The following is an 18,861-nucleotide window of genomic DNA, read 5'->3' on the forward strand; positions in this document are numbered from 1 at the left end:
TCCTTTTGAGTTTTATTTTTGTTGGTCAAATGACTGAAGATAAGACTATTATAATATCTTGGTCAAAAAAGGTCAAACTTTTGCTCTGCTTTCATTAGACAGAAACAAAAACCCAACCTCCTTTCGTGACTGGAAATACTTTTCCAAGTCATTCTTCTTTTCGATCTTATTTTGTACCGAACAAGCGGTCTCCAGCATCTCCAAGACCTGGAACGATATAACCGTGTTCGTTCAAACGTTCATCCAAGGCAGCTGTAAAGATTTCTACATCTGGATGAGCTTCTTGAAGGGCTTTTACACCCTCTGGAGCAGATACAAGGCAGACAAATTTAATATTTGATGCGCCACGTTTTTTAAGCGAGTCAACAGCCAAGATCGCTGATCCACCTGTTGCCAACATTGGGTCTACCACAAAAATTTGACGTTGGTCAATGTCCTCAGGCAATTTCACCAAGTATTCAACTGGTTGAAGCGTTTCTTCATCACGGTACATACCGATATGGCCAACTTTGGCAGCTGGAACCAAGCTCAAGAGACCATCAACCATCCCGATACCTGCACGCAAGATTGGAACGATGGCCAATTTCTTACCAGCCAATTGTTTTTGAACTGTTTTTGTAATTGGTGTTTCGATTTCCACATCTTCTAGTGGAAGATCACGAAGTACTTCATACCCCATCAACATTGCAATCTCATCTACTAGCTCACGAAAAGCTTTTGTAGAAGTATCTGTACGACGCAAGATTGACAATTTGTGTTGAATCAGTGGATGATTTATAACTTCAATTTTTCCCATTTTTGGAATTCCTTCTTTCAATTTATTCTTCTTATTATACCAAAAAACGGTTTAAAAATCTTTCTAAACCATTTGTTTTTGATAATTTTTACATTAGATCAGCCTCTTTAAGAGCGGCCTGTACGGTCTCAAGTGGTAAATGAGTTAATTCTGTTCCTTTTTCTTGATAAAGGTATTGGGCATAGTCATCCATTCGGTACTGGTTAATATAAACTACGCGCTTGCAACCGACCTGAAGTAATTGTTTGGTACAGTTGAGACAAGGAAAATGCGTCACATAGGCCGTAAAACCTTTAGGAACACCACGTTCTGCACCTTGGAGAATGGCATTAACCTCAGCGTGAAGGGTACGAACACAGTGGCCTTCAATGACCAGACATTCATGGTCAATACAATGCTCAGTCCCTGACACCGAACCATTGTAACCAGTGGAAATAACCTTATTATCCTTTACCAGAATTGCGCCCACTTTGGCACGTTTACAAGTGGAACGATTGGCAATCAGTAGGGCTTGGGCTGCAAAATACTCATCCCAAGCTAGTCTTTTTTCAGTCATATCTCTTCTCCTTTTTCTCTATTTTTTAAAAAATGGTAAACCTAAGTCTGCAATCTTTTCAGCTGGTACCTTCATGCCATCCTTGATCCATTTTAGGAGGACAGATACAATGGCTGAGCTCCAGAAGGAATGAAGATAAGAGCTGACACCTTTTGATTTCCCATGGTATTTTTCTAGAAATTCCTGCATGGCTTGGACAAAGATTTTTTCCAGATGGTAATCCAAGGCCAATTGAATCACTCTGGCTTCCTTTCTTGCCTCCCGGAAAAGGTGAACCCATACCAGATAAAGGTCTGTCTTTAGATCGTAATGATGCAGCTGCTCCATGATATTATGGACAGTTCGTTTAAAGACGCTTTCTAAAATTTCTTCTTTGGAATCATAATTACGGTAAAAGGCTGCACGAGAAACGCCTGCACGTTTGACCAATTCAGAAATACTAATCTTGGTCAAGTCCTTTTTTTCCAAGAGCTGCAAGAGGGCTGTTTCGATGGCTTCTCTGGTTAATAAATTGGATTCTTGGTTTGATTTTCTGAGATTTTCAAGAGACTTTTCAGAGATTCTACGTTCAGACATAACATTTTCTTTCTACTTGTCACAACAGACGGATGAGGCTTTTGTTTCAAGGGCTTTCATGATATAATTGTAAAAAAAGACAGAACCTTTGTCAATGTATAACTGACAAAGATGGAGAATTTCTATGACTTGGAAGATTATTGCTGACTCTGGTTGTGATTATCGTCAGCTGGAGACACCAGCTATTGACACGACCTTTGTAAGTGTTCCCTTAACCATTCAAGTAGCTGATCAGGTCTTTGTTGATGATGCCAGTCTTGATATTGACCAAATGATGGAAACCATGTATGCAACTGCAGAAGCTTCAAAATCAGCTTGTCCAAGCCCAGATGATTATTTGCGAGCATTTGAAGGAGCCAAAAACATTTTCCTAGTAACCATCACTGGTACTCTTTCTGGCAGTCACAATAGTGCTCAACTAGCCAAGAATATTTATCTGGAAGACCATCCTGACACTAAGATTCATGTAATTGATAGTTTGTCTGCTGGCGGGGAAGTTGACTTGCTCGTAGAAAAATTAAATGACTTGATTGACCAGGGCCTATCTTTTGAAGAAGTGGTTGAAGCTATCACTGCTTATCAAGAAAAAACCAAGTTGCTCTTTGTCCTAGCCAAAGTAGATAACTTGGTGAAGAACGGCCGTTTGAGTAAGCTTATCGGTACAGTCGTTGGCCTTCTCAACATCCGTATGGTTGGAGAAGCTAGTGAAACTGGAACTCTCGAATTGCTACAAAAAGCAAGAGGACCAAAGAAGTCGATTCAAGCAGCCTATGAAGAGTTAGTGAAAGCAGGATATGCTGGTGGCCGTATTGTCATGGCCCAACGCAATAACGAGAAATGTTGCCAACAGCTTTCAGACCGAATCCGTGAAAATTTCCCACAGGCGGATATTAAAATTCTCCCAACATCTGGTCTCTGCAGTTTTTATGCAGAAGATGGTGGTTTGCTGATGGGATATGAAATTGATTAATTGCATTCTTGACAAGAGGTGACCATCATCTCTTGTTTTTTTGTGGTACAATAGAGCTATGAAATATTTTGATACTATTGTCATCGGTGGAGGACCTGCTGGCATGATGGCTACGATTTCCAGTAGCTTTTATGGACAGAAAACCCTCCTCCTCGAAAAAAATCGGAAACTTGGAAAAAAATTAGCTGGGACAGGTGGGGGACGTTGCAATGTAACCAACAACGGAACTCTAGATGACCTACTAGCTGGAATCCCTGGAAATGGGCGCTTTCTCTACAGTGTCTTCTCCCAGTTTGATAACCATGATATCATTAACTTTTTTACAGAAAATGGTGTTAAACTTAAGGTCGAAGACCACGGCCGCGTCTTTCCTGCCAGTGACAAGTCTCGGACCATTATCGAAGCCTTGGAAAAGAAAATCACTGAACTAGGTGGTCAAATTGCTACTCAAACCGAAATTGTTTCGGTTAAAAAAATCGACAACCAGTTTGTCCTTAAGTCCGCAGACCAAACCTTCACTTGTGATAAACTCATTGTCACAACTGGTGGGAAATCCTATCCTTCTACTGGTTCAACTGGTTTTGGTCACGAGATTGCCCGCCATTTCAAACATACCATTACCGAACTTGAAGCCGCTGAAAGTCCTTTGTTGACAGATTTTCCACACAAGGCCTTACAGGGAATTTCATTGGATGATGTGACCCTAAGTTATGGAAAGCATGTCATCACTCACGATTTGCTCTTTACCCACTTTGGTTTGTCTGGCCCTGCTGCCCTGCGTATGTCTAGTTTTGTCAAGGGTGGGGAGCTTCTCTCACTGGATGTTTTGCCTCAACTTTCTGAGAAGGACTTGGCTGCATTTCTAGAAGAAAATCGGGAAAAATCCTTGAAAAATGCTTTAAAATCTTTATTACCTGAGCGCTTGGCTGAATTTTTTGTGCAAGTCTATCCTGAAAAAGTCAAACAACTGACTGAAAAGGAACGAGAACAACTTATCCAGTCTATCAAGGACCTCAAAATCCCTGTGACTGGCAAAATGTCCCTAGCCAAATCCTTTGTTACCAAGGGGGGCGTCAGTCTCAAGGAAATCAATCCTAAAACTTTGGAAAGTAAACTAGTCCCTGGACTCCACTTTGCTGGCGAAGTACTGGATATCAATGCCCACACAGGTGGCTTTAACATCACTTCTGCCCTCTGTACTGGCTGGGTGGCGGGATCAAACCCAATCTAAATCTAAATTATTCGATGGCTAAATCAGCCCCAAAAAGAAAGGAACGACTTTGGAACATATTATCTTGCTAAGGGGAGTTACTCCTAATGGAAAAAATGCTATCCCTAAAATGTCTTATCTAGTAGATATCTTGACAGAAGTTGGTTTTCAACAAGTTCGAACTTATATTCAAAGTGGAAATATCATTCTTGAAAGTGACTTAGATTTAGAAACAATACGAGAACGTGTTCATACTCTGATAAAGGAAAAAATTGGGGCCGACTTAAAAATGGTTATCAAGAACAAAAGTGATTTTACAAAAATTGTCCAAGAAAACCCGCTTGGAGAACACTATCTTTATGACCGTATACACGTGATTTTTTATCAAGAATCTATTCAAAGCCTCCCTTTAGAAAAATTGAAAATTGATTACGGCGAAGAAGAAATTTATGTCGGTAACCATTGTCTTTACCTCTATCTCCCTAGAACTGCAAAACAAAAAAAGCTCAATACTAACTATCTTGAAAAGCTTTTCAATGTAGATTTGACCATGCGAAAACTAAATGTAGTAGAAAAATTATTAAGCAAGTAGTGATTGAATTTAGTAAAAATCGGAAGAATACTCCTCCGATTTTATTTTGTCTGAGTTTGGACATAGTGGGCAATGACATCTGATGTGTACTGGGCTGTTCCTGGGCCAAATTTGTCAATGTTTTCCTTAAATTCTGGGTTGTAGACGTAGCCTTTACCGATATGACCGAATACCTCAATAGAGCAGTCAAATCCATAAGTACGGATGGCTTGCAAGAGTTTAGCAGCTTCTTTTATATGGTACATGATTTCCTCCTTATACTCAATGAAAATCAAATAGCAAACTAGAAAGCTATCCGCGGGTTGCTCAAAGCACTGCTTTGAGGTTGTAGATAAGACTGACGAAGTCAGTCACATATATAATCCAAGGCGACGCTGACGTGGTTTGAAGAAATTTTCGAAGAGTATTACATTGATAGTATAACCCCTCCCCTTAGGTCAGAGTCAAGTGTTTTTGCGAAATTTTTTACTTTATCATAACATGAAAATGGTTTTCTTGACAGACCTTAGAAAACATGATAGGATAGTCAAGTCTATCAATCAAAAGAAACGCTCACTTTGAGTACTGATGAGGCTAGTTGCCAAGGGCAGTAGCTTTTTCTTTTGTAATACTAATTTTAGGAGTTTAACTATGTCTGAAAAATCGCAATGGGGTTCTAAACTGGGCTTTATCCTAGCATCTGCTGGTTCAGCCATCGGACTTGGTGCCGTTTGGAAATTCCCCTACATGACTGCTGCTAACGGTGGAGGAGGCTTTTTACTGATCTTTCTCATTTCCACTATTTTAATCGGTTTCCCCCTATTGCTGGCTGAATTTGCTCTCGGCCGAAGTGCTGGTGTCTCAGCTATCAAAACCTTTGGAAAACTAGGCAAGAATAGTAAGTACAACTTTATCGGTTGGATTGGTGCCTTTGCCCTCTTTATCCTCTTATCTTTCTACAGTGTTATTGGAGGATGGGTCTTCATTTATTTAGGTATCGCTATCGGTAAAGCTCTCCACCTAGGCATTACCAATGACTATGCTCAGCTCTTTACCGATATTATTTCTAATCCAGTCATTGCCCTAGGAGCTCAAGCTGCCTTTATCCTGTTGAATATCTTTATTGTATCACGTGGGGTTCAAAAAGGGATTGAAAGAGCTTCTAAGGTCATGATGCCCCTGCTCTTTATCATCTTTGTCGTCATCATCGGACGCTCTCTCAGCTTGCCAAATGCCATGGAAGGGGTTCTCTACTTCCTCAAACCAGACTTTTCAAAACTAACTAGCGCTGGTCTCCTCTATGCTCTGGGACAATCTTTCTTTGCCCTCTCACTAGGGGTGACAGCCATGCTGACCTATGCATCCTACTTGGACAAGAAAACCAATCTGGTACAGTCAGGGATTTCCATTGTAGCTATGAACATCTCAGTATCCATCATGGCAGGACTAGCCATTTTCCCAGCCATGTCAGCCTTCAATATCCAGTCTGAAGGGGGACCGAGCTTGCTCTTTATCGTCTTGCCTCAACTCTTTGACAAGATGCCTTTTGGAACTATTTTCTACATCCTCTTCCTCTTGCTCTTCCTCTTTGCGACGGTCACTTCTTCCGTCGTTATGCTGGAAATCAATGTAGGCAATATCACCAATCAAGACAACAGCAAGCGTGCTATGTGGAGTGCCATTTTAGGGATTCTGACCTTTGCCTTTGGGATTCCCTCAGCCCTTTCTTACGGTGTTATGGCGGATGTTCACATCTTTGGGAAGACCTTCTTTGACGCTATGGACTTCTTGGTTTCCAATCTCCTCATGCCATTTGGAGCTCTCTGTCTTTCACTCTTTACTGGCTACATCTTTAAGAAGGCCCTTGCTATGGAGGAATTCCATCTTGATGAAACGGTATGGAAACAAGGACTGTTCCAAGTCTGGCTCTTCCTTCTTCGTTTCGTCATTCCAATCATCATCATCGTGGTCTTCATCGCCCAATTTATGTAATCAAAAAGGACTTGAGTAGTAAACTCAGGCCCTTTCTTTTTTATGGATGGCTAACAATCAATTCCAAACCTTGCCCTTCCAGAGTCCAAGCTTCAACATCACTTGGTAGGATAAAGTGGCTGCCTTTTTGGATTGGATAGTTTTTTCCGTCAACAGTTAGCTGACCTTGACCAGCTAGGACACTCAATAAGCTGTAGTCAGCTGTCTTTTCGAAGTCAACTTTTCCAGTAATTTCCCACTTGTAAACTGCGAAGAAATCATTAGAGACAAGTAAAGTTGAGCGTAAATCATCAGCTTTGACAGTCACAGGACGGCTATTTGCTGGCTCACCAATGTTCAAGACATCAATGGATTTTTCAAGATGAAGTTCACGCAAGTTGCCTTTGTCATCCTTGCGGTCAAAGTCATAGACGCGATAGGTGGTATCGCTAGACTGCTGGGTTTCAAGAATCAAGATACCTGCACCGATAGCGTGCATGGTGCCACTTGGCACATAGAAGAAATCTCCAGCTTTAACTGGTACTTTTGTCAGCAAGGCATCCCAGTTCTTGTCCTCGATTTGCTGGCGGAGTTCTTCTTTTGACTTGGCATTATGGCCGTAGATAATCTCTGAACCTTCATCCGCTGCAATGATGTACCAGCACTCTGTTTTTCCGAGTTCGCCTTCATGCTCTAATCCATAAGCATCGTCTGGGTGAACTTGGACGCTGAGCCAGTCGTTGGCATCGAGGATTTTGGTCAAAAGCGGAAATACAGGTTCTGGACGATTGCCAAATAATTCACGGTGCTCTGCATATAAAGTAGCTAGATCTATTCCCTCGTAGCGACCAATGGCAACTTTAGAGACGCCATTTGGATGGGCTGAGATGGCCCAGTATTCTCCGATTTTTTCACTTGGAATGTCGTAGCCAAACTCATCACGTAGCTTGGTTCCACCCCAGATTTTTTCTTGCATAACTGATTGTAAAAATAATGGTTCTGACATCTTGATCTCCTGTCTGATTTTTCTTCCTTCATTATAGCAAAAAAAGAGTTCCATTTGAACTCTTTTTAACATCTTATAAAGTAGGGAGAAGATTTTGTAAAAATAGTAACGATATACTTTTTTCTTTGATAGAGACGAACATAAAAGACTCTCATAAAGCTAGCTGTAACTGGACTTTTTCCCCCAACTCTCATTCAAAAATTACTTTAATGAAGCATCTATTTTCATAAAATAAAAAGACTGAAAGCAGTCTTCTTTTTAAATCAAAGCTGTGATAGCCGTTACTAAACCAAAAACGATACCTGGTGCATTAGCAGCTGCAAGTGGAATATCTCTTTCCTTCTTGAAAAGACCATAGTAAACCCAGAGACTACAGTTGATAGCTGCGACTAGGGGTTGAATGAAGTTGCCTTTTTGACCGGCAAGATTATTCATGATTTGTGGGAAGTAAGACACATACATCATAACAGACATGAAAGTCGCTACCCACCCCAACACTTTCATTTGTTTTTCAGACATTTTCAAAACCTCTTTTATTCTTTTATACTTTCTATTTTATAATTTAATACAAAAATAAGCAAGAGTTTGAGAGTTTTGCTATAAAAATGTAAACTATCACAGTCTTGTGATAAGAAAAAGACCGGATTGCTCCGATCTGTACGATTCATAAAATGTAAAAATGAATAGCTTTTGTCAATGAAGCGATTGATTGATGGTAAATAAACCGTTAGAAATTATTTGAGCAATAACTTCAAGACCGTGCAAAATAAAATTTCCTACAATCAAACCTATAATAATTGAACAGATAATCATGGTCACACAGATTAGATAAATATCCTTTTTTTTCATCTCTTTCCTCCTACTATCTATTCATGAAGATATTTCAATCCCAACTTCCAATGAAATAATAAAATCCACTTACAACAGCTGTTTAATCATATTTCTCCTTTCCATATCAGTTTCATTTTCTACTGTTATATTTTTATTATAAGATTTTGGGAAAGCGCTGTCAACTATTTATATGCAATTTCTTTATATAAAAAGACCGGATTGCTCCGATCTTTCAATAGTTCCTATTCTCAATTTCTGTTTTAAGAATGGTTAAGGTTAACGTCAAATGACTAAGCGTCCTATTTCATACGATAAAAATCAATCACTAGACCAGCTGGACCTTTAACTAATAAGGACTCTGTTCCCCAATCCGTTTCACAAATACCGTTTAAAATCTCGACACCGATCTCTTTTAAACGTTGGTAATCCTTGTCTACATTCTCAATCTCAAGGTGAAGAATGATGCCTGACTGAAAATCTTCCAAAGGAATCAAATGATTTCGGGACAACATGAGACAGTGACTGCCAATCGTAAACTGAGCAAAAACATCATCAGCATAATCTGCCTTTTTATCCAAGATATACTCCAAGTCAGCACAGACTTGGGGAACATCTGAAACGATAATATCTAATTGATTTAAATTCATTTACTATCCTCCATAAAAAGACCGGATTGCTCCGATCTTTCGTTGTTTATTTAATTGCGCGTGATTGCAATCCTTCTTCTTCCAAGAAGAGACGGAATGGTACGAGTTCTTCTGCTTCGTATTTTTCTTTGAAGGCTTTGATAGCTTCTTCTGAGTGTTGTTTTGGATCCAATTCAAGTACTTCTACTGGAAGTGGACGGTGTGGAGTGATGCGAGCATCGATCACAACAGTTTTACCTTCTTTGTTCAATTTAACAGCTTCTGCAACCACTGCATCGATGTCTTCGATACGGTCAACTGTAAATCCAACAGCTCCCTGAGCTTCAGCAATTTTCGCATAGTCAGCATTAGGGAAGTCACAACCAAACAAGTGTTTGTTTGTGTCTTCGTATTTGTCCTTGATGAAGGCATATTTACCATTTGAGAAGACAACGTTGATAACTGGAAGGTCGTATTGAACGTTTGTGATAACGTCTGGGTAGCACATGTTGAATGCACCGTCACCCATGATGTTCCATACTTGGCGATCTGGATTGTCTTTCTTAGCAGCGATACCACCAGGAAGGGCAATACCCATTGTCGCAAATAGTGGAGATGTACGCCACATGTTCTTAGGTGTCATGTGAAGGTGACGAGTAGATGTTTGAGTAGTGTCACCTACGTCAATTGAGTAGATAGCGTCTTGATCAGCATGTTTGTTGATTGCATTGTAAACTTGATACAATTGCAATTCACCCTCAGTTTTACCTTCGAGTTTGTTCATGTAATCACGCCAGTTTTGGTTGTTCTTAACGTTTGCACGCCACCATGGAGTAGATTCAACTGGATTCACTTTGTCAAGGATAGCTTTGGCTGCTTGACCTGCATCACCAAGGATTGAAGCGTCTAAGGCATGACGTTTACCAAGTTTGTAAGGGTCAATATCAACTTGGATGAATTTTTCAGTGTTCTTGAATGCTTCGTAAACTTCAGCAAATGGGAAGTTTGAACCAAGGAAAAGAACTGTGTCTGCTTCAAAGACCACTTCGTTGGCTGGTTTCCAACCAACACGGTAAGCAGAACCTGTCAAACCTTCATAGTTCCATTCAAAGGCTTCAAAGTTTTTACCAGTTGTGATAATTGGTGCTTTGATTTTACGTGACAATTCAGTGATCACTTCACCTGCTTTAACACCACCGTAACCAGCATAGATAACTGGACGTTCAGCATTGTTCAAGATTTCAACAGCTTTGTCGATTTCAACTTCGTTCAAAGCAGGAGCGATGAATGAACGTTCATATGAACCTGAACCGTAGTATGAGCTTTCGTCGATTTCTTGGAAACCGAAGTTTACTGGGATTTCAACAACAGCTGGACCTTTTTTAGAAACTGCAGCACGGCAAGCTTCGTCAATTACTTTTGGCAATTGCTCAGCGTAAGCTACACGTTTGTTATATACAGCGATACCGTTGTACATTGGGTTTTGGTTCAATTCTTGGAAAGCATCCATGTTGAGTTCGTTAACTGGACGTGATCCAAGGATCGCTAGGAATGGAGTGTTATCCATAGCTGCATCGTAAACACCGTTAATCAAGTGAGTCGCACCTGGACCACCTGAACCAACTGCAACCCCAATTGAGCCACCGAATTTAGCTTGCATAACCGCTGCAAGAGCACCTGTTTCTTCGTGGCGAACTTGCAAGAAGCGGATATCTTTTTCTTCAGCCAAAGCGTCCATCAATGAGCTGAGTGTTCCTGATGGGATACCGTAGATTGTGTCTACGCCCCATGTTTTCAATACGTTAAGCATTGCTGCAGATGCAGTAATTTTCCCTTGAGTCATAGTGATAACTCTCCTTCAATTTTTTTAGACTTGGAGAATACGATTACATAGAATTGGAAACGTTCTCCAAATTTTTACTATTCCACTGTATCATATTTATGCTGACTTTTCTAAAAATCTGCTCAAAACTCTCTATTCTCTATTCTAATACAGTTTTGAAAACGCTGCTATTCCTGTTTTATAACAAAGAAATCTAGTCATTACTTTTAGTCTATTTTAGTAAAGTTTAAGAGAAGAGAACTGGTCAGAACGGATACAGAACTAAAGGCCATGGCTAAACCTGCCAGTTCTGGATTGAGAGCCAGTCCAACACCTGAAAAGACTCCTGCTGCAATCGGAATTCCGGCGACATTGTAGATAAAGGCCCAGAAAAGATTGAGCAGAATTCGATGAAAGGTTTTCTTACTCATGTCAAAGGCACGCACCACGCCTAGGAGGTTATTGGTTGTCAACACCAAATCTGCTGACTCGATGGCAATATCTGTTCCAGCTCCCATGGCAATTCCCACATCTGCTACACTGAGGGCAGGAGCGTCATTGATACCGTCCCCAACAAAGGCTACTTTGCCAGCTGCTTGTAGTTTATGGATTTCATGGGCTTTTTCTTCTGGCAAGACGCCTGCAATGACCTCTTCAATTCCGATTTGATCTGCAATAGCACGCGCTACACCTGCATTATCTCCTGTCAGCATGACTGTTTTAAGGCCACGCTTTTTCAACTGACTGATGGCTAGCTTAGCATTTTCCTTGGGAATATCTTGCAAAGCAAGCAAGCCTTTGATTTCATTGTCAACAGCCAAGAACACAACTGTCTTAGCTTCTTTTTCTAGTTCTTCTAGTTTTTCTTGATAAGTGCTAGAAATGTTCATGCCATCCAGCATTTTAGCATTTCCAAGCAAAACTTGTTTTCCATTGATTTGCCCTGAGACACCTTTTCCGTGCAAGGCTTGGAAATTTTCAACAGTTTGAAACTCAAGTCCAGCTTCACTCGCTCGTTTCACAACGGCTTCAGCCAGTGGGTGTTGAGAAGCTTCTTCCAAGGAAGCTGCCAATCCAAGCACTTCTACTTCGTCGCCGATGATATCTGTGACCACAGGTTTCCCTTCCGTCAAAGTTCCTGTCTTATCAAAAACAATAGTTTGGACTTTCTGGATTTCCTGTAGAACCGTTCCATTTTTGAGGAGAACTCCCATCTTGGCACTGCGACCTGTCCCCACCATAAGGGCTGTCGGTGTTGCAAGTCCCAAGGCACAAGGGCAGGCAATAATCAGAACTGCTACTCCATAGAGAAGCGAAGACACAAAGCTCGCCCCAAGCACAACTACACTATCCCTGAGCAAGACGAACCAAACCCAAAAGGTCACAATCCCTAAAATGACAACTGCTGGGACAAAAATCCCTGAAATTTTATCCGTCAAGTCCTGAATCGGCGCACGACTTGTTTGAGCTTTCTTCACAAAATCCACAATCTGAGCCAAAACAGTCTCTGAACCAACTTTTTCTGCTCTAAAAATAAGCGTTCCGCTATTATTGATGGTTGAGCCAATGACAGTATCTCCAACTGTTTTGTCCACTGGTAGGCTCTCACCTGTCACCATAGACTCATCAATACTAGAGATACCTTCTACTACGACACCATCAACCGCAATCTTTTCACCGGGACGCACTCGAATCAGGTCACCTACCTTGACTTGTTCCAAAGGAACTTGAACATAGCGTTCATCACGCAAGACTTCTGCTGTTTTAGCCTGCAAGTCCAGCAATTTCTCCACAGCTTGGGAAGTATTTTTCCGCATTTTCTCCTCAAAAACGGCTCCCATAAGAACGAAGAAGAAGATAAATGCAGCACTTTCAAAGTAAACGGGGAGACCAGCGAAGAGGGCAACTAAGCTATAGAAATAGGCCACTAGGGTTCCCAGAGCAACCAAGGTATCCATGTTGGCATTGTGCTTTTTAAAACTAGCCCAAGCACTTTGGATATAAGGACCACCTGCTACTAGCATGATCGGTGTTGTGGCTAAAAAGGTTCCCCAACGCAGGACTTGGTGACTAATTCCTCCTGTCGACATCCCAATCATGAGAATCACAAGAGGCACAGTAAAGATACTAGTAATCCAAAAACGCTGTAAAAGTGATAGAGATTTTCGAATCTTCTCAACTACGGTATAACTCCCCTTTTGCATCTTCATGCCACAAGAAAATTCATGTTGACCTAATTCTTGAGGGGTAAAACGAATTGTCTTCTCTTCATCCACGCCGATTGGTTCCAAGATGCCTTCTTCTTCAAAAAGAATTTCCTTATAACAGTTTGAAGGTGTCACACGGTGAAAGGTGATAACAGCAGGAACTCCTTTTTGCAGTTGAATGTGGGCTGGATGGTAGCCTTTGTCTGCCGTGATACGGATTTTTTGAACACCATTTTCAAGACTTGCTTTCACAATTTCAGTCATATCATTCTCCTATTCTACAATCATCTTACCGTGCATCATGTTCATACCACAAGCAAATCCAAATTCTCCAGCCTGCTCAGGCGTGATTTCCACTACATACTCTTCCCCCATAGGCAGGTCCGCATGTACACCAAAATCTGGAAAAACAATTTGGTCCAGACAGGGTGAAGGATCCTTGCGGTCAAAGACAATGCGGGCTGGCACTGATTTCTTGAGGATAAGCAACTCAGGCGTATAGCCTCCCATGACTTCCACTCGAATCTCTTGGTAGCCCTTTTTTTGCTGGGCCTTTTGTCCAGATTTTTCAGGCTTTTTGAAAAACCAAAACAAGATAAACGCGATAAGGGCAATACAAATAATGGTTACAATACTATTTAACATGACGTCTCCTTTACATACAATTACATTTTACTTTTGTTACAGCGCTTGATTTCTTCTCAGAAATCACAGCTTCCAAGTCTTCCAAGTCAGCCTGAGTAAAATCACATTCAGCAATCAAATCAGCCAACAAGTTCTTAATCCTACGAGAACAAACCTTGTCCTTGATATCTTGGACAAGTAAATCCCGACTTTGGTCCAAAGTTAAAAGGGCTGAATAGACAAAGAACTTGCCTTCTTTTTTCCTTGTCAGACACTCTTTCTCAACCAAACGAGCCAAAAGAGTTTGAATGGTTGACTTGGACCAGTCGAACCGCTCCGCCAGAACCTTGATCAAATCCGTACTAGTCTGCTCTCCTTGCATCCAAATAATCTTCATAACCTGCCATTCTGCATCTGAAATCTGCATAATCACACCTCCAAAATCTACATTTGTCGATTACAGTTATTAGTATACTCCTAAAATCTACATTTGTCAATTATAAAATCAATCTTTTCTTTGAAAAATTGAATTTTAACCATATAATACAGGATTTTCAGTCAAATCTTACTATATAAACTATAAAAATATGCTATACTAAAGAAAAAAGAAAACAACCACTAGGGGTGCGTAAAGCTGAGATTAACAACTGTTAGATCCCTTTAACTCAATCTAGGTAATGCTAGCTGATGGAAGTGGAAATGATAATGGGGACTAGCAGTCTTCTATTGCCTTCCTGAAACAGATTAGCTTGTTCTTAAGAATACAAACTTCAGTTGGTTGGGAGGTTTTAGATGACTTATTTACCCGTTGCTTTGACCATTGCAGGAACTGACCCAAGTGGCGGTGCTGGCATTATGGCTGATTTAAAGTCATTCCAAGCGAGAGATGTCTATGGAATGGCTGTTGTAACCAGTCTTGTCGCTCAAAATACCAGAGGCGTTCAATTGATCGAGCACGTTTCTCCTCAAATGTTGAAAGCCCAATTGGACAGTGTCTTTTCGGATATTCCACCTCAGGCTGTAAAAACTGGGATGTTAGCAACTACTGAAATTATGGAAATCATCCAGCCCTATCTTAAAAAGCTGGATTGTCCCTATGTTTTAGATCCAGTTATGGTAGCGACTAGCGGAGATGCCTTGATCGACTCAAGTGCTAGAGACTATCTCAAAACAAACTTACTACCTCTAGCAACTATTATTACGCCAAATCTTCCTGAGGCAGAAGAGATTGTTGGTTTTTCAATCCATGATCCTGAAGACATGCAGCGTGCTGGTCGCCTGATTCTAAAAGAATTTGGTCCTCAGTCTGTAGTCATCAAAGGTGGTCATCTCGAAGGCGGTGCTAAGGATTTCCTCTTTACCAAGGATGAACAGTTTGTCTGGGAAAGCCCACGAATTCAAACCTGTCACACCCATGGTACTGGATGTACCTTTGCTGCAGTAATTACTGCTGAACTAGCCAAGGGAAAAAGCCTTTATCAGGCAGTTGATAAGGCCAAGGCCTTTATCACAAAAGCTATTCAAGACGCTCCTCAACTTGGTCATGGTTCTGGCCCAGTCAACCATACAACTTTTAAAGATTAAGAAAAAAACTCTCTAGTTCCCACTTTAAGGGAATTAGAGAGTTTTTATACTCTTCGAAAATCTCTTCAAACTACGTCAGCTTCCATCTGCAACCTCAAAACACTGTTTTGAGCTGACTTCATCAGTCTTATCTAAAACCTCAAGGCAGGGCTTTGAGCAACCTGAGGCTAGCTTCCTCTTTGATTTTCATTGAGTATTAGTTAGGAAATAATGTCATGCAACTTTGTTAAAAAGGCTTGCGTTTTTGCCTCAATATCTTCTGCCTGCATCAAATCACGTACAACAGCTACACCAGCGATGCCAGTGCCCATAAGCTGGTCAATGTTCTCTGAAGTCAGGCCTCCAATAGCAACTACTGGAATGTCAACCGTTTGGCAAATTGTTTTCAAGGTCGATATCAGAGTAATGGGCGCATTTTCCTTGGTGGTGGTTGGGAAAATGGCTCCTGTCCCCAAGTAATCTGCACCTGATGTTTCTGCTTCCAGAGCTCTTTTTATTGTTTTAGCGGTGACACCGAGGATTTTTTCAGGTCCCAAGACTTGTCGGGCAACCGAAACTGGTAATTCATCGTCTCCGATATGCAGACCTGCAGCATCGACTGCAAGACAAACATCCAAACGATCATCGATTATCAAGGGTACCTGATAAACATCTGTTATTTCCTTGACTTGTTTTGCTAGTTGATAATATTGATTGGTTGTGAGATTTTTTTCTCGTAATTGGACTATGGTAACCCCTGAACGGCAAGCCGTCTCAACCTTTTCAAGAAATCTTTCCACGGAATCTTGGTAGCGATTGGTTACCAGATATAGTCTAAGTGCTTCTCTATTCATAAACCTCTCCTTTGATGGCATCTAACCAGTTTTTATCTCTCCTTAGAAGCGAAAACTGATTGAGTACTTGGTAACGAAATTCTTCCAATCCCATTCCTTGAACAACTATTCTCTCAGCGGAGATATTAAGATAAGAGACTGCTAAACACGAAGCTTCAAATCCAGTCTTTCCTTGGCTGAGAAAAACGGCTGTCAAGGCTCCAACCAAGTCTCCTGTCCCTGTTATCCAGTCTAATTCTGCACAGCCATTTCCCAGTACAGCGACCTGATTCTTCGAAACGATGAGATCCTTAGGACCAGTAACTAAGAATGACATACCAGGATAGGTCTGACACCAGTCTTTCAAGACTTGAAGCAAATCCTCCGTTTCTTGATCTTTAGCACTCGCATCGACCCCAACGCCGTGGTGTTTTAAGCCAACAAGACTTCGGATTTCTGACATATTTCCTTTAAGGACCGTAGGGCTATTGTCTAAAAGGTCTTTAACTAAGCTCTTACGAATGACTGAAGCTGTTACGCCAACCGCATCTACTACCATTGGGAGACAAACTTGAGCTGCATAAGAAGCTGCCATACGGATTGCTTTTTCCTTCTCAGCTGACAAATGCCCCAAATTGATGAAGAGTGCCTGGCTTTGCTTAGTAAAATCAAGAACCTCACGGGAATCATCTGCCATAACTGGTTTACATCCCAAAGCCAAAATCCCATTTGCTAGCATCTCACAAGAAATCTCATTGGTAATACAGTGAATTAGGGAAGTCATTTCCAGAGGAAAAGGATTTGTCAATGCCTGCATCAGTCTATCCTTTCACCAAAGAAATATCCTTGCACTTTTTTAAAGAATTCCTGCTTGATTAAAAATCGAAAGGCAATAAAGGAAATCGCTGTACCAATCAAGGTTGCTCCGAAAAATCGAGGAGTGTAGATAAACCAGCTGAGCTTTGCAGCCGATCCTGTAAAGAGCACCATAACAGGATAGGAAACAATAGAACCAATGATACCTGTTCCCAAAATCTCTCCTAGAGCAGAATAGTGAAATTTTCGACCATACTTATAAAAGAGACCTGCTAGAAGGGCTCCAAAAGTCGCTCCTGTGAGAGCTAAAGGCGGAATCCCTTGAGTCGTCATACGGATAAAGGCTGTCACTGTAGCCATAGCCAAGGCATAAACAGGTCCCATCATGATTCCTGCTAGAATATTGACTACACTGGACATCGGTGCCATTCCCTCAATTCGAAAAATAGGTGTAAGGACTACATCAAGGGCAATCATCATAGATAAAATGGTTAATTTGTGAACTTGTAATTGGTGCTTTCTCATGTTTCTATTCTTCTCCTTTTTCTAAAGACTGTAAATCACTCTTCCATGTCTGGTGTTGGTAGGCCATTTGCCAAAACTTGGCTTCCATATGAACACTGATGTGGAAGGCATCTAGCATTTTTTTCTTGTCTGTCTCATCACTTTCGCGATAGAGTTGATTGACCAGCGCTCCCTCCTCTCTGATCTGTTGCTCCAACTCATCCGTAATATAAGTTTCAATCCATTGTTGGTAGAGAGGATTTGGTGATGGTTTAAGATTAAGTGATTTGCCTATATCATGATATAGCCAAGGACAAGGCAGCAAACTTGAAAAGGCAATGGCTAGATTTGCTTCTTCAAATTGACGATAAATGTGAGAAATGTAATGATAGCAGGTGGGAGCGATTGGATGTTGCTCCATTTCCTGATCGCTGATTTCCAATTCCTTGAAAAATTGTTGGCGGATAAATAACTCACCTTCCACTAGACTCTGAGCATTTTGTTTCAAGAGTCTTTTCATCTCTTGGTTTGAAGTCTTATCAGCCAAAAGGTGATAGATTTCTGAGAAGGCCTTCAGATAGTAGGCATCCTGAATCAGGTAATAGCGGAAAATGGCAGGGTCTAAATTTCCCTCTTGTAATTGTAAAATAAAGGGATGATGAAAAGAAGTCTGCCAAGCTTCCCTGGATAATTCCATCGCAATATCTGTAAATTCCATAATAACTCCTTTATAAAAATAGACTGGTTTGAAGCAATAAAAAGAACAGCAGGTAGATGAATATTGTCCTTTTAGGAATATAAAAAGTCCGATAGCTATTCTCCACCTGTGCATGTTCGTCATATCCATGCGCCGATAGAGCTCTCAGGTAAAGATGGCGCCACCTAAAGACTGTCATCAGAACCTTGCTGTAAATCAAGGGCGACCAAAAATGCAGTTCTTGACCGCGTAATAAGCAAGCTTCCTTGAGAGACTTGATTTCTTGCTGAATAAGGGGAAAGGAATTGAATACCACAATCAAGGCATAGGCCCATGACCGTGATAACCCCTTTTGAGCCAAGTACAAGAGAAGCTCTTTTAGTGAGATGCTTGAGATAAATACAACCCCTATACAAACTGTCACAAAAGCTCTGGTTCCAAGTATGACTGCCTGCGAAGCATCCCCATGTAACTGAACTGCCCAGTAGTTGGCAAAGGATGGCAAAATGGCAAGTATGATCATCCAAGCTAACATTTTAAATCGCCGGTAATAGAGCATAAAGAGAATACAGAATGCGACTACCGAAAGATTCAGAGCAATCGAAGGAATAAAAGATGTTTCCAAGGATAAAATCAGCAAAAAGAGACTGATAATCGGTGTCTGGGTTGCTACTTTGACCAT

At 41.0% G+C, this 18,861-nt stretch carries 21 protein-coding genes, 1 pseudogene and 1 riboswitch; of the genes and pseudogenes, 5 read left to right on the plus strand and 17 right to left on the minus strand.

Going from position 1 to position 18,861, the window contains the following annotated elements; translation table 11 throughout:
* Positions 1-166 precede the first annotated feature (166 nt).
* The 3 genes from upp to HT685_RS08515 form a co-directional block, all read right to left on the minus strand.
* Positions 167-796: a uracil phosphoribosyltransferase gene (gene upp / locus HT685_RS08505; protein ID WP_000515974.1), complete on the minus strand. Its 630-nt coding sequence runs from the start codon at positions 794-796 to the stop codon at positions 167-169.
* A gap of 88 nt (positions 797-884) precedes the next feature.
* The gene (locus HT685_RS08510; protein WP_000136973.1) at positions 885-1,352 is read right to left on the minus strand and encodes a cytidine/deoxycytidylate deaminase family protein; all 468 of its coding nucleotides are present in this window, start codon (positions 1,350-1,352) and stop codon (positions 885-887) included.
* 18 nt (positions 1,353-1,370) lie between these two features.
* Positions 1,371-1,928, minus strand: a complete 558-nt coding sequence (locus tag HT685_RS08515; RefSeq protein WP_000004135.1) for a TetR/AcrR family transcriptional regulator — start codon at positions 1,926-1,928, stop codon at positions 1,371-1,373.
* 124 nt (positions 1,929-2,052) lie between these two features.
* Between HT685_RS08515 and HT685_RS08520 the strand changes: the two genes are divergently transcribed.
* Genes HT685_RS08520 through HT685_RS08530 form a run of 3 tightly spaced genes read left to right on the plus strand, consistent with a single transcriptional unit; the run spans position 2,053 to position 4,700 of the window.
* Positions 2,053-2,898 (plus strand): DegV family protein, encoded by an 846-nt coding sequence (locus tag HT685_RS08520; protein WP_173225320.1) that lies wholly within the window; start codon positions 2,053-2,055, stop codon positions 2,896-2,898.
* 58 nt (positions 2,899-2,956) lie between these two features.
* A complete protein-coding gene (locus HT685_RS08525; protein ID WP_173225317.1) occupies positions 2,957-4,129 on the plus strand; it encodes an NAD(P)/FAD-dependent oxidoreductase in 1,173 nt (390 codons plus the stop codon).
* A 49-nt stretch (positions 4,130-4,178) separates the two neighbouring features.
* Positions 4,179-4,700 carry a DUF1697 domain-containing protein gene (locus HT685_RS08530; RefSeq protein ID WP_173225314.1) on the plus strand — a complete coding sequence of 174 codons (522 nt, stop codon included), beginning with the start codon at positions 4,179-4,181 and terminating at the stop codon, positions 4,698-4,700.
* A gap of 41 nt (positions 4,701-4,741) precedes the next feature.
* Here HT685_RS08530 and HT685_RS08535 read toward each other — a convergent pair.
* Positions 4,742-4,930 (minus strand): annotated as a pseudogene (locus HT685_RS08535) (TipAS antibiotic-recognition domain-containing protein); the annotation flags it as partial.
* Between the two features lie 400 nt (positions 4,931-5,330).
* Here HT685_RS08535 and HT685_RS08540 point away from each other — a divergent pair.
* A complete protein-coding gene (locus HT685_RS08540) occupies positions 5,331-6,671 on the plus strand; it encodes a sodium-dependent transporter (RefSeq protein ID WP_173225311.1) in 1,341 nt (446 codons plus the stop codon).
* Between the two features lie 40 nt (positions 6,672-6,711).
* Here HT685_RS08540 and manA read toward each other — a convergent pair whose 3' ends face one another.
* From manA to HT685_RS08580, 8 genes are all read right to left on the minus strand, one after another.
* Complete coding sequence (manA, locus tag HT685_RS08545; protein WP_173225308.1) at positions 6,712-7,656, minus strand: mannose-6-phosphate isomerase, class I; 945 nt, start codon at positions 7,654-7,656, stop codon at positions 6,712-6,714.
* A 258-nt stretch (positions 7,657-7,914) separates the two neighbouring features.
* Complete coding sequence (locus HT685_RS08550; protein ID WP_001291476.1) at positions 7,915-8,175, minus strand: SemiSWEET family transporter; 261 nt, start codon at positions 8,173-8,175, stop codon at positions 7,915-7,917.
* A gap of 174 nt (positions 8,176-8,349) precedes the next feature.
* Entirely contained in the window at positions 8,350-8,505 is a 156-nt protein-coding gene (locus tag HT685_RS08555; protein ID WP_173225304.1) for a hypothetical protein, read from the minus strand.
* A gap of 281 nt (positions 8,506-8,786) precedes the next feature.
* Entirely contained in the window at positions 8,787-9,134 is a 348-nt protein-coding gene (locus HT685_RS08560; RefSeq protein ID WP_173225301.1) for a VOC family protein, read from the minus strand.
* A 46-nt stretch (positions 9,135-9,180) separates the two neighbouring features.
* Entirely contained in the window at positions 9,181-10,956 is a 1,776-nt protein-coding gene (spxB, locus tag HT685_RS08565; RefSeq protein WP_173225296.1) for a pyruvate oxidase, read from the minus strand.
* A gap of 206 nt (positions 10,957-11,162) precedes the next feature.
* Positions 11,163-13,406: a heavy metal translocating P-type ATPase gene (locus tag HT685_RS08570; protein ID WP_173225294.1), complete on the minus strand. Its 2,244-nt coding sequence runs from the start codon at positions 13,404-13,406 to the stop codon at positions 11,163-11,165.
* A gap of 9 nt (positions 13,407-13,415) precedes the next feature.
* Positions 13,416-13,787: a cupredoxin domain-containing protein gene (locus HT685_RS08575; RefSeq protein WP_173225291.1), complete on the minus strand. Its 372-nt coding sequence runs from the start codon at positions 13,785-13,787 to the stop codon at positions 13,416-13,418.
* A 10-nt stretch (positions 13,788-13,797) separates the two neighbouring features.
* Positions 13,798-14,193 carry a CopY/TcrY family copper transport repressor gene (locus HT685_RS08580; RefSeq protein ID WP_173225288.1) on the minus strand — a complete coding sequence of 132 codons (396 nt, stop codon included), beginning with the start codon at positions 14,191-14,193 and terminating at the stop codon, positions 13,798-13,800.
* Positions 14,194-14,376: 183 nt separating this feature from the next.
* A riboswitch (TPP riboswitch) is annotated at positions 14,377-14,475 on the plus strand.
* 83 nt (positions 14,476-14,558) lie between these two features.
* Here HT685_RS08580 and thiD point away from each other — a divergent pair.
* Positions 14,559-15,350 (plus strand): bifunctional hydroxymethylpyrimidine kinase/phosphomethylpyrimidine kinase, encoded by a 792-nt coding sequence (thiD, locus tag HT685_RS08585; protein WP_173225285.1) that lies wholly within the window; start codon positions 14,559-14,561, stop codon positions 15,348-15,350.
* A gap of 200 nt (positions 15,351-15,550) precedes the next feature.
* On the opposite strand, the gene thiE is transcribed toward thiD, so the two are convergent.
* The 5 genes from thiE to HT685_RS08610 are packed head-to-tail and all read right to left on the minus strand — an operon-like array spanning position 15,551 to position 18,861.
* Positions 15,551-16,183 carry a thiamine phosphate synthase gene (gene thiE, locus HT685_RS08590; protein ID WP_173225281.1) on the minus strand — a complete coding sequence of 211 codons (633 nt, stop codon included), beginning with the start codon at positions 16,181-16,183 and terminating at the stop codon, positions 15,551-15,553.
* Positions 16,176-16,979, minus strand: coding sequence for a hydroxyethylthiazole kinase (locus HT685_RS08595; protein ID WP_173225278.1), 804 nt, complete (start codon positions 16,977-16,979; stop codon positions 16,176-16,178). The genes thiE and HT685_RS08595 overlap by 8 nt, the downstream gene beginning before the upstream one ends.
* Entirely contained in the window at positions 16,979-17,503 is a 525-nt protein-coding gene (gene thiW / locus HT685_RS08600) for an energy coupling factor transporter S component ThiW (RefSeq protein ID WP_023933981.1), read from the minus strand. Before thiW ends, HT685_RS08595 begins: the two co-directional genes overlap by 1 nt.
* A 4-nt stretch (positions 17,504-17,507) precedes the next feature.
* Positions 17,508-18,200: a thiaminase II gene (gene tenA / locus HT685_RS08605; protein WP_173225275.1), complete on the minus strand. Its 693-nt coding sequence runs from the start codon at positions 18,198-18,200 to the stop codon at positions 17,508-17,510.
* Between the two features lie 10 nt (positions 18,201-18,210).
* Positions 18,211-18,861, minus strand: a complete 651-nt coding sequence (locus HT685_RS08610) for an energy-coupling factor transporter transmembrane component T (RefSeq protein ID WP_050242361.1) — start codon at positions 18,859-18,861, stop codon at positions 18,211-18,213.

The organism is Streptococcus sp. 5004 (assembly GCF_013276755.1).
In the GTDB taxonomy this organism is placed as follows: Bacteria; Bacillota; Bacilli; order Lactobacillales; family Streptococcaceae; genus Streptococcus.

Bases quoted from the DNA above. Each gene is read 5' to 3' on its own strand.
- upp (WP_000515974.1), bottom strand. From the start codon at position 796: ATGGGAAAAATTGAAGTTATAAATCATCCACTGATTCAACACAAATTG.
- HT685_RS08510 (WP_000136973.1), bottom strand. From the start codon at position 1,352: ATGACTGAAAAAAGACTAGCTTGGGATGAGTATTTTGCAGCCCAAGCC.
- HT685_RS08515 (WP_000004135.1), bottom strand. From the start codon at position 1,928: ATGTCTGAACGTAGAATCTCTGAAAAGTCTCTTGAAAATCTCAGAAAA.
- HT685_RS08520 (WP_173225320.1), top strand. From the start codon at position 2,053: ATGACTTGGAAGATTATTGCTGACTCTGGTTGTGATTATCGTCAGCTG.
- HT685_RS08525 (WP_173225317.1), top strand. From the start codon at position 2,957: ATGAAATATTTTGATACTATTGTCATCGGTGGAGGACCTGCTGGCATG.
- HT685_RS08540 (WP_173225311.1), top strand. From the start codon at position 5,331: ATGTCTGAAAAATCGCAATGGGGTTCTAAACTGGGCTTTATCCTAGCA.
- manA (WP_173225308.1), bottom strand. From the start codon at position 7,656: ATGTCAGAACCATTATTTTTACAATCAGTTATGCAAGAAAAAATCTGG.
- HT685_RS08550 (WP_001291476.1), bottom strand. From the start codon at position 8,175: ATGTCTGAAAAACAAATGAAAGTGTTGGGGTGGGTAGCGACTTTCATG.
- HT685_RS08555 (WP_173225304.1), bottom strand. From the start codon at position 8,505: ATGAAAAAAAAGGATATTTATCTAATCTGTGTGACCATGATTATCTGT.
- HT685_RS08560 (WP_173225301.1), bottom strand. From the start codon at position 9,134: ATGAATTTAAATCAATTAGATATTATCGTTTCAGATGTTCCCCAAGTC.
- spxB (WP_173225296.1), bottom strand. From the start codon at position 10,956: ATGACTCAAGGGAAAATTACTGCATCTGCAGCAATGCTTAACGTATTG.
- HT685_RS08570 (WP_173225294.1), bottom strand. From the start codon at position 13,406: ATGACTGAAATTGTGAAAGCAAGTCTTGAAAATGGTGTTCAAAAAATC.
- HT685_RS08575 (WP_173225291.1), bottom strand. From the start codon at position 13,787: ATGTTAAATAGTATTGTAACCATTATTTGTATTGCCCTTATCGCGTTT.
- HT685_RS08580 (WP_173225288.1), bottom strand. From the start codon at position 14,193: ATGCAGATTTCAGATGCAGAATGGCAGGTTATGAAGATTATTTGGATG.
- thiD (WP_173225285.1), top strand. From the start codon at position 14,559: ATGACTTATTTACCCGTTGCTTTGACCATTGCAGGAACTGACCCAAGT.
- thiE (WP_173225281.1), bottom strand. From the start codon at position 16,183: ATGAATAGAGAAGCACTTAGACTATATCTGGTAACCAATCGCTACCAA.
- HT685_RS08595 (WP_173225278.1), bottom strand. From the start codon at position 16,979: ATGCAGGCATTGACAAATCCTTTTCCTCTGGAAATGACTTCCCTAATT.
- thiW (WP_023933981.1), bottom strand. From the start codon at position 17,503: ATGAGAAAGCACCAATTACAAGTTCACAAATTAACCATTTTATCTATG.
- tenA (WP_173225275.1), bottom strand. From the start codon at position 18,200: ATGGAATTTACAGATATTGCGATGGAATTATCCAGGGAAGCTTGGCAG.
- HT685_RS08610 (WP_050242361.1), bottom strand. From the start codon at position 18,861: ATGGTCAAAGTAGCAACCCAGACACCGATTATCAGTCTCTTTTTGCTG.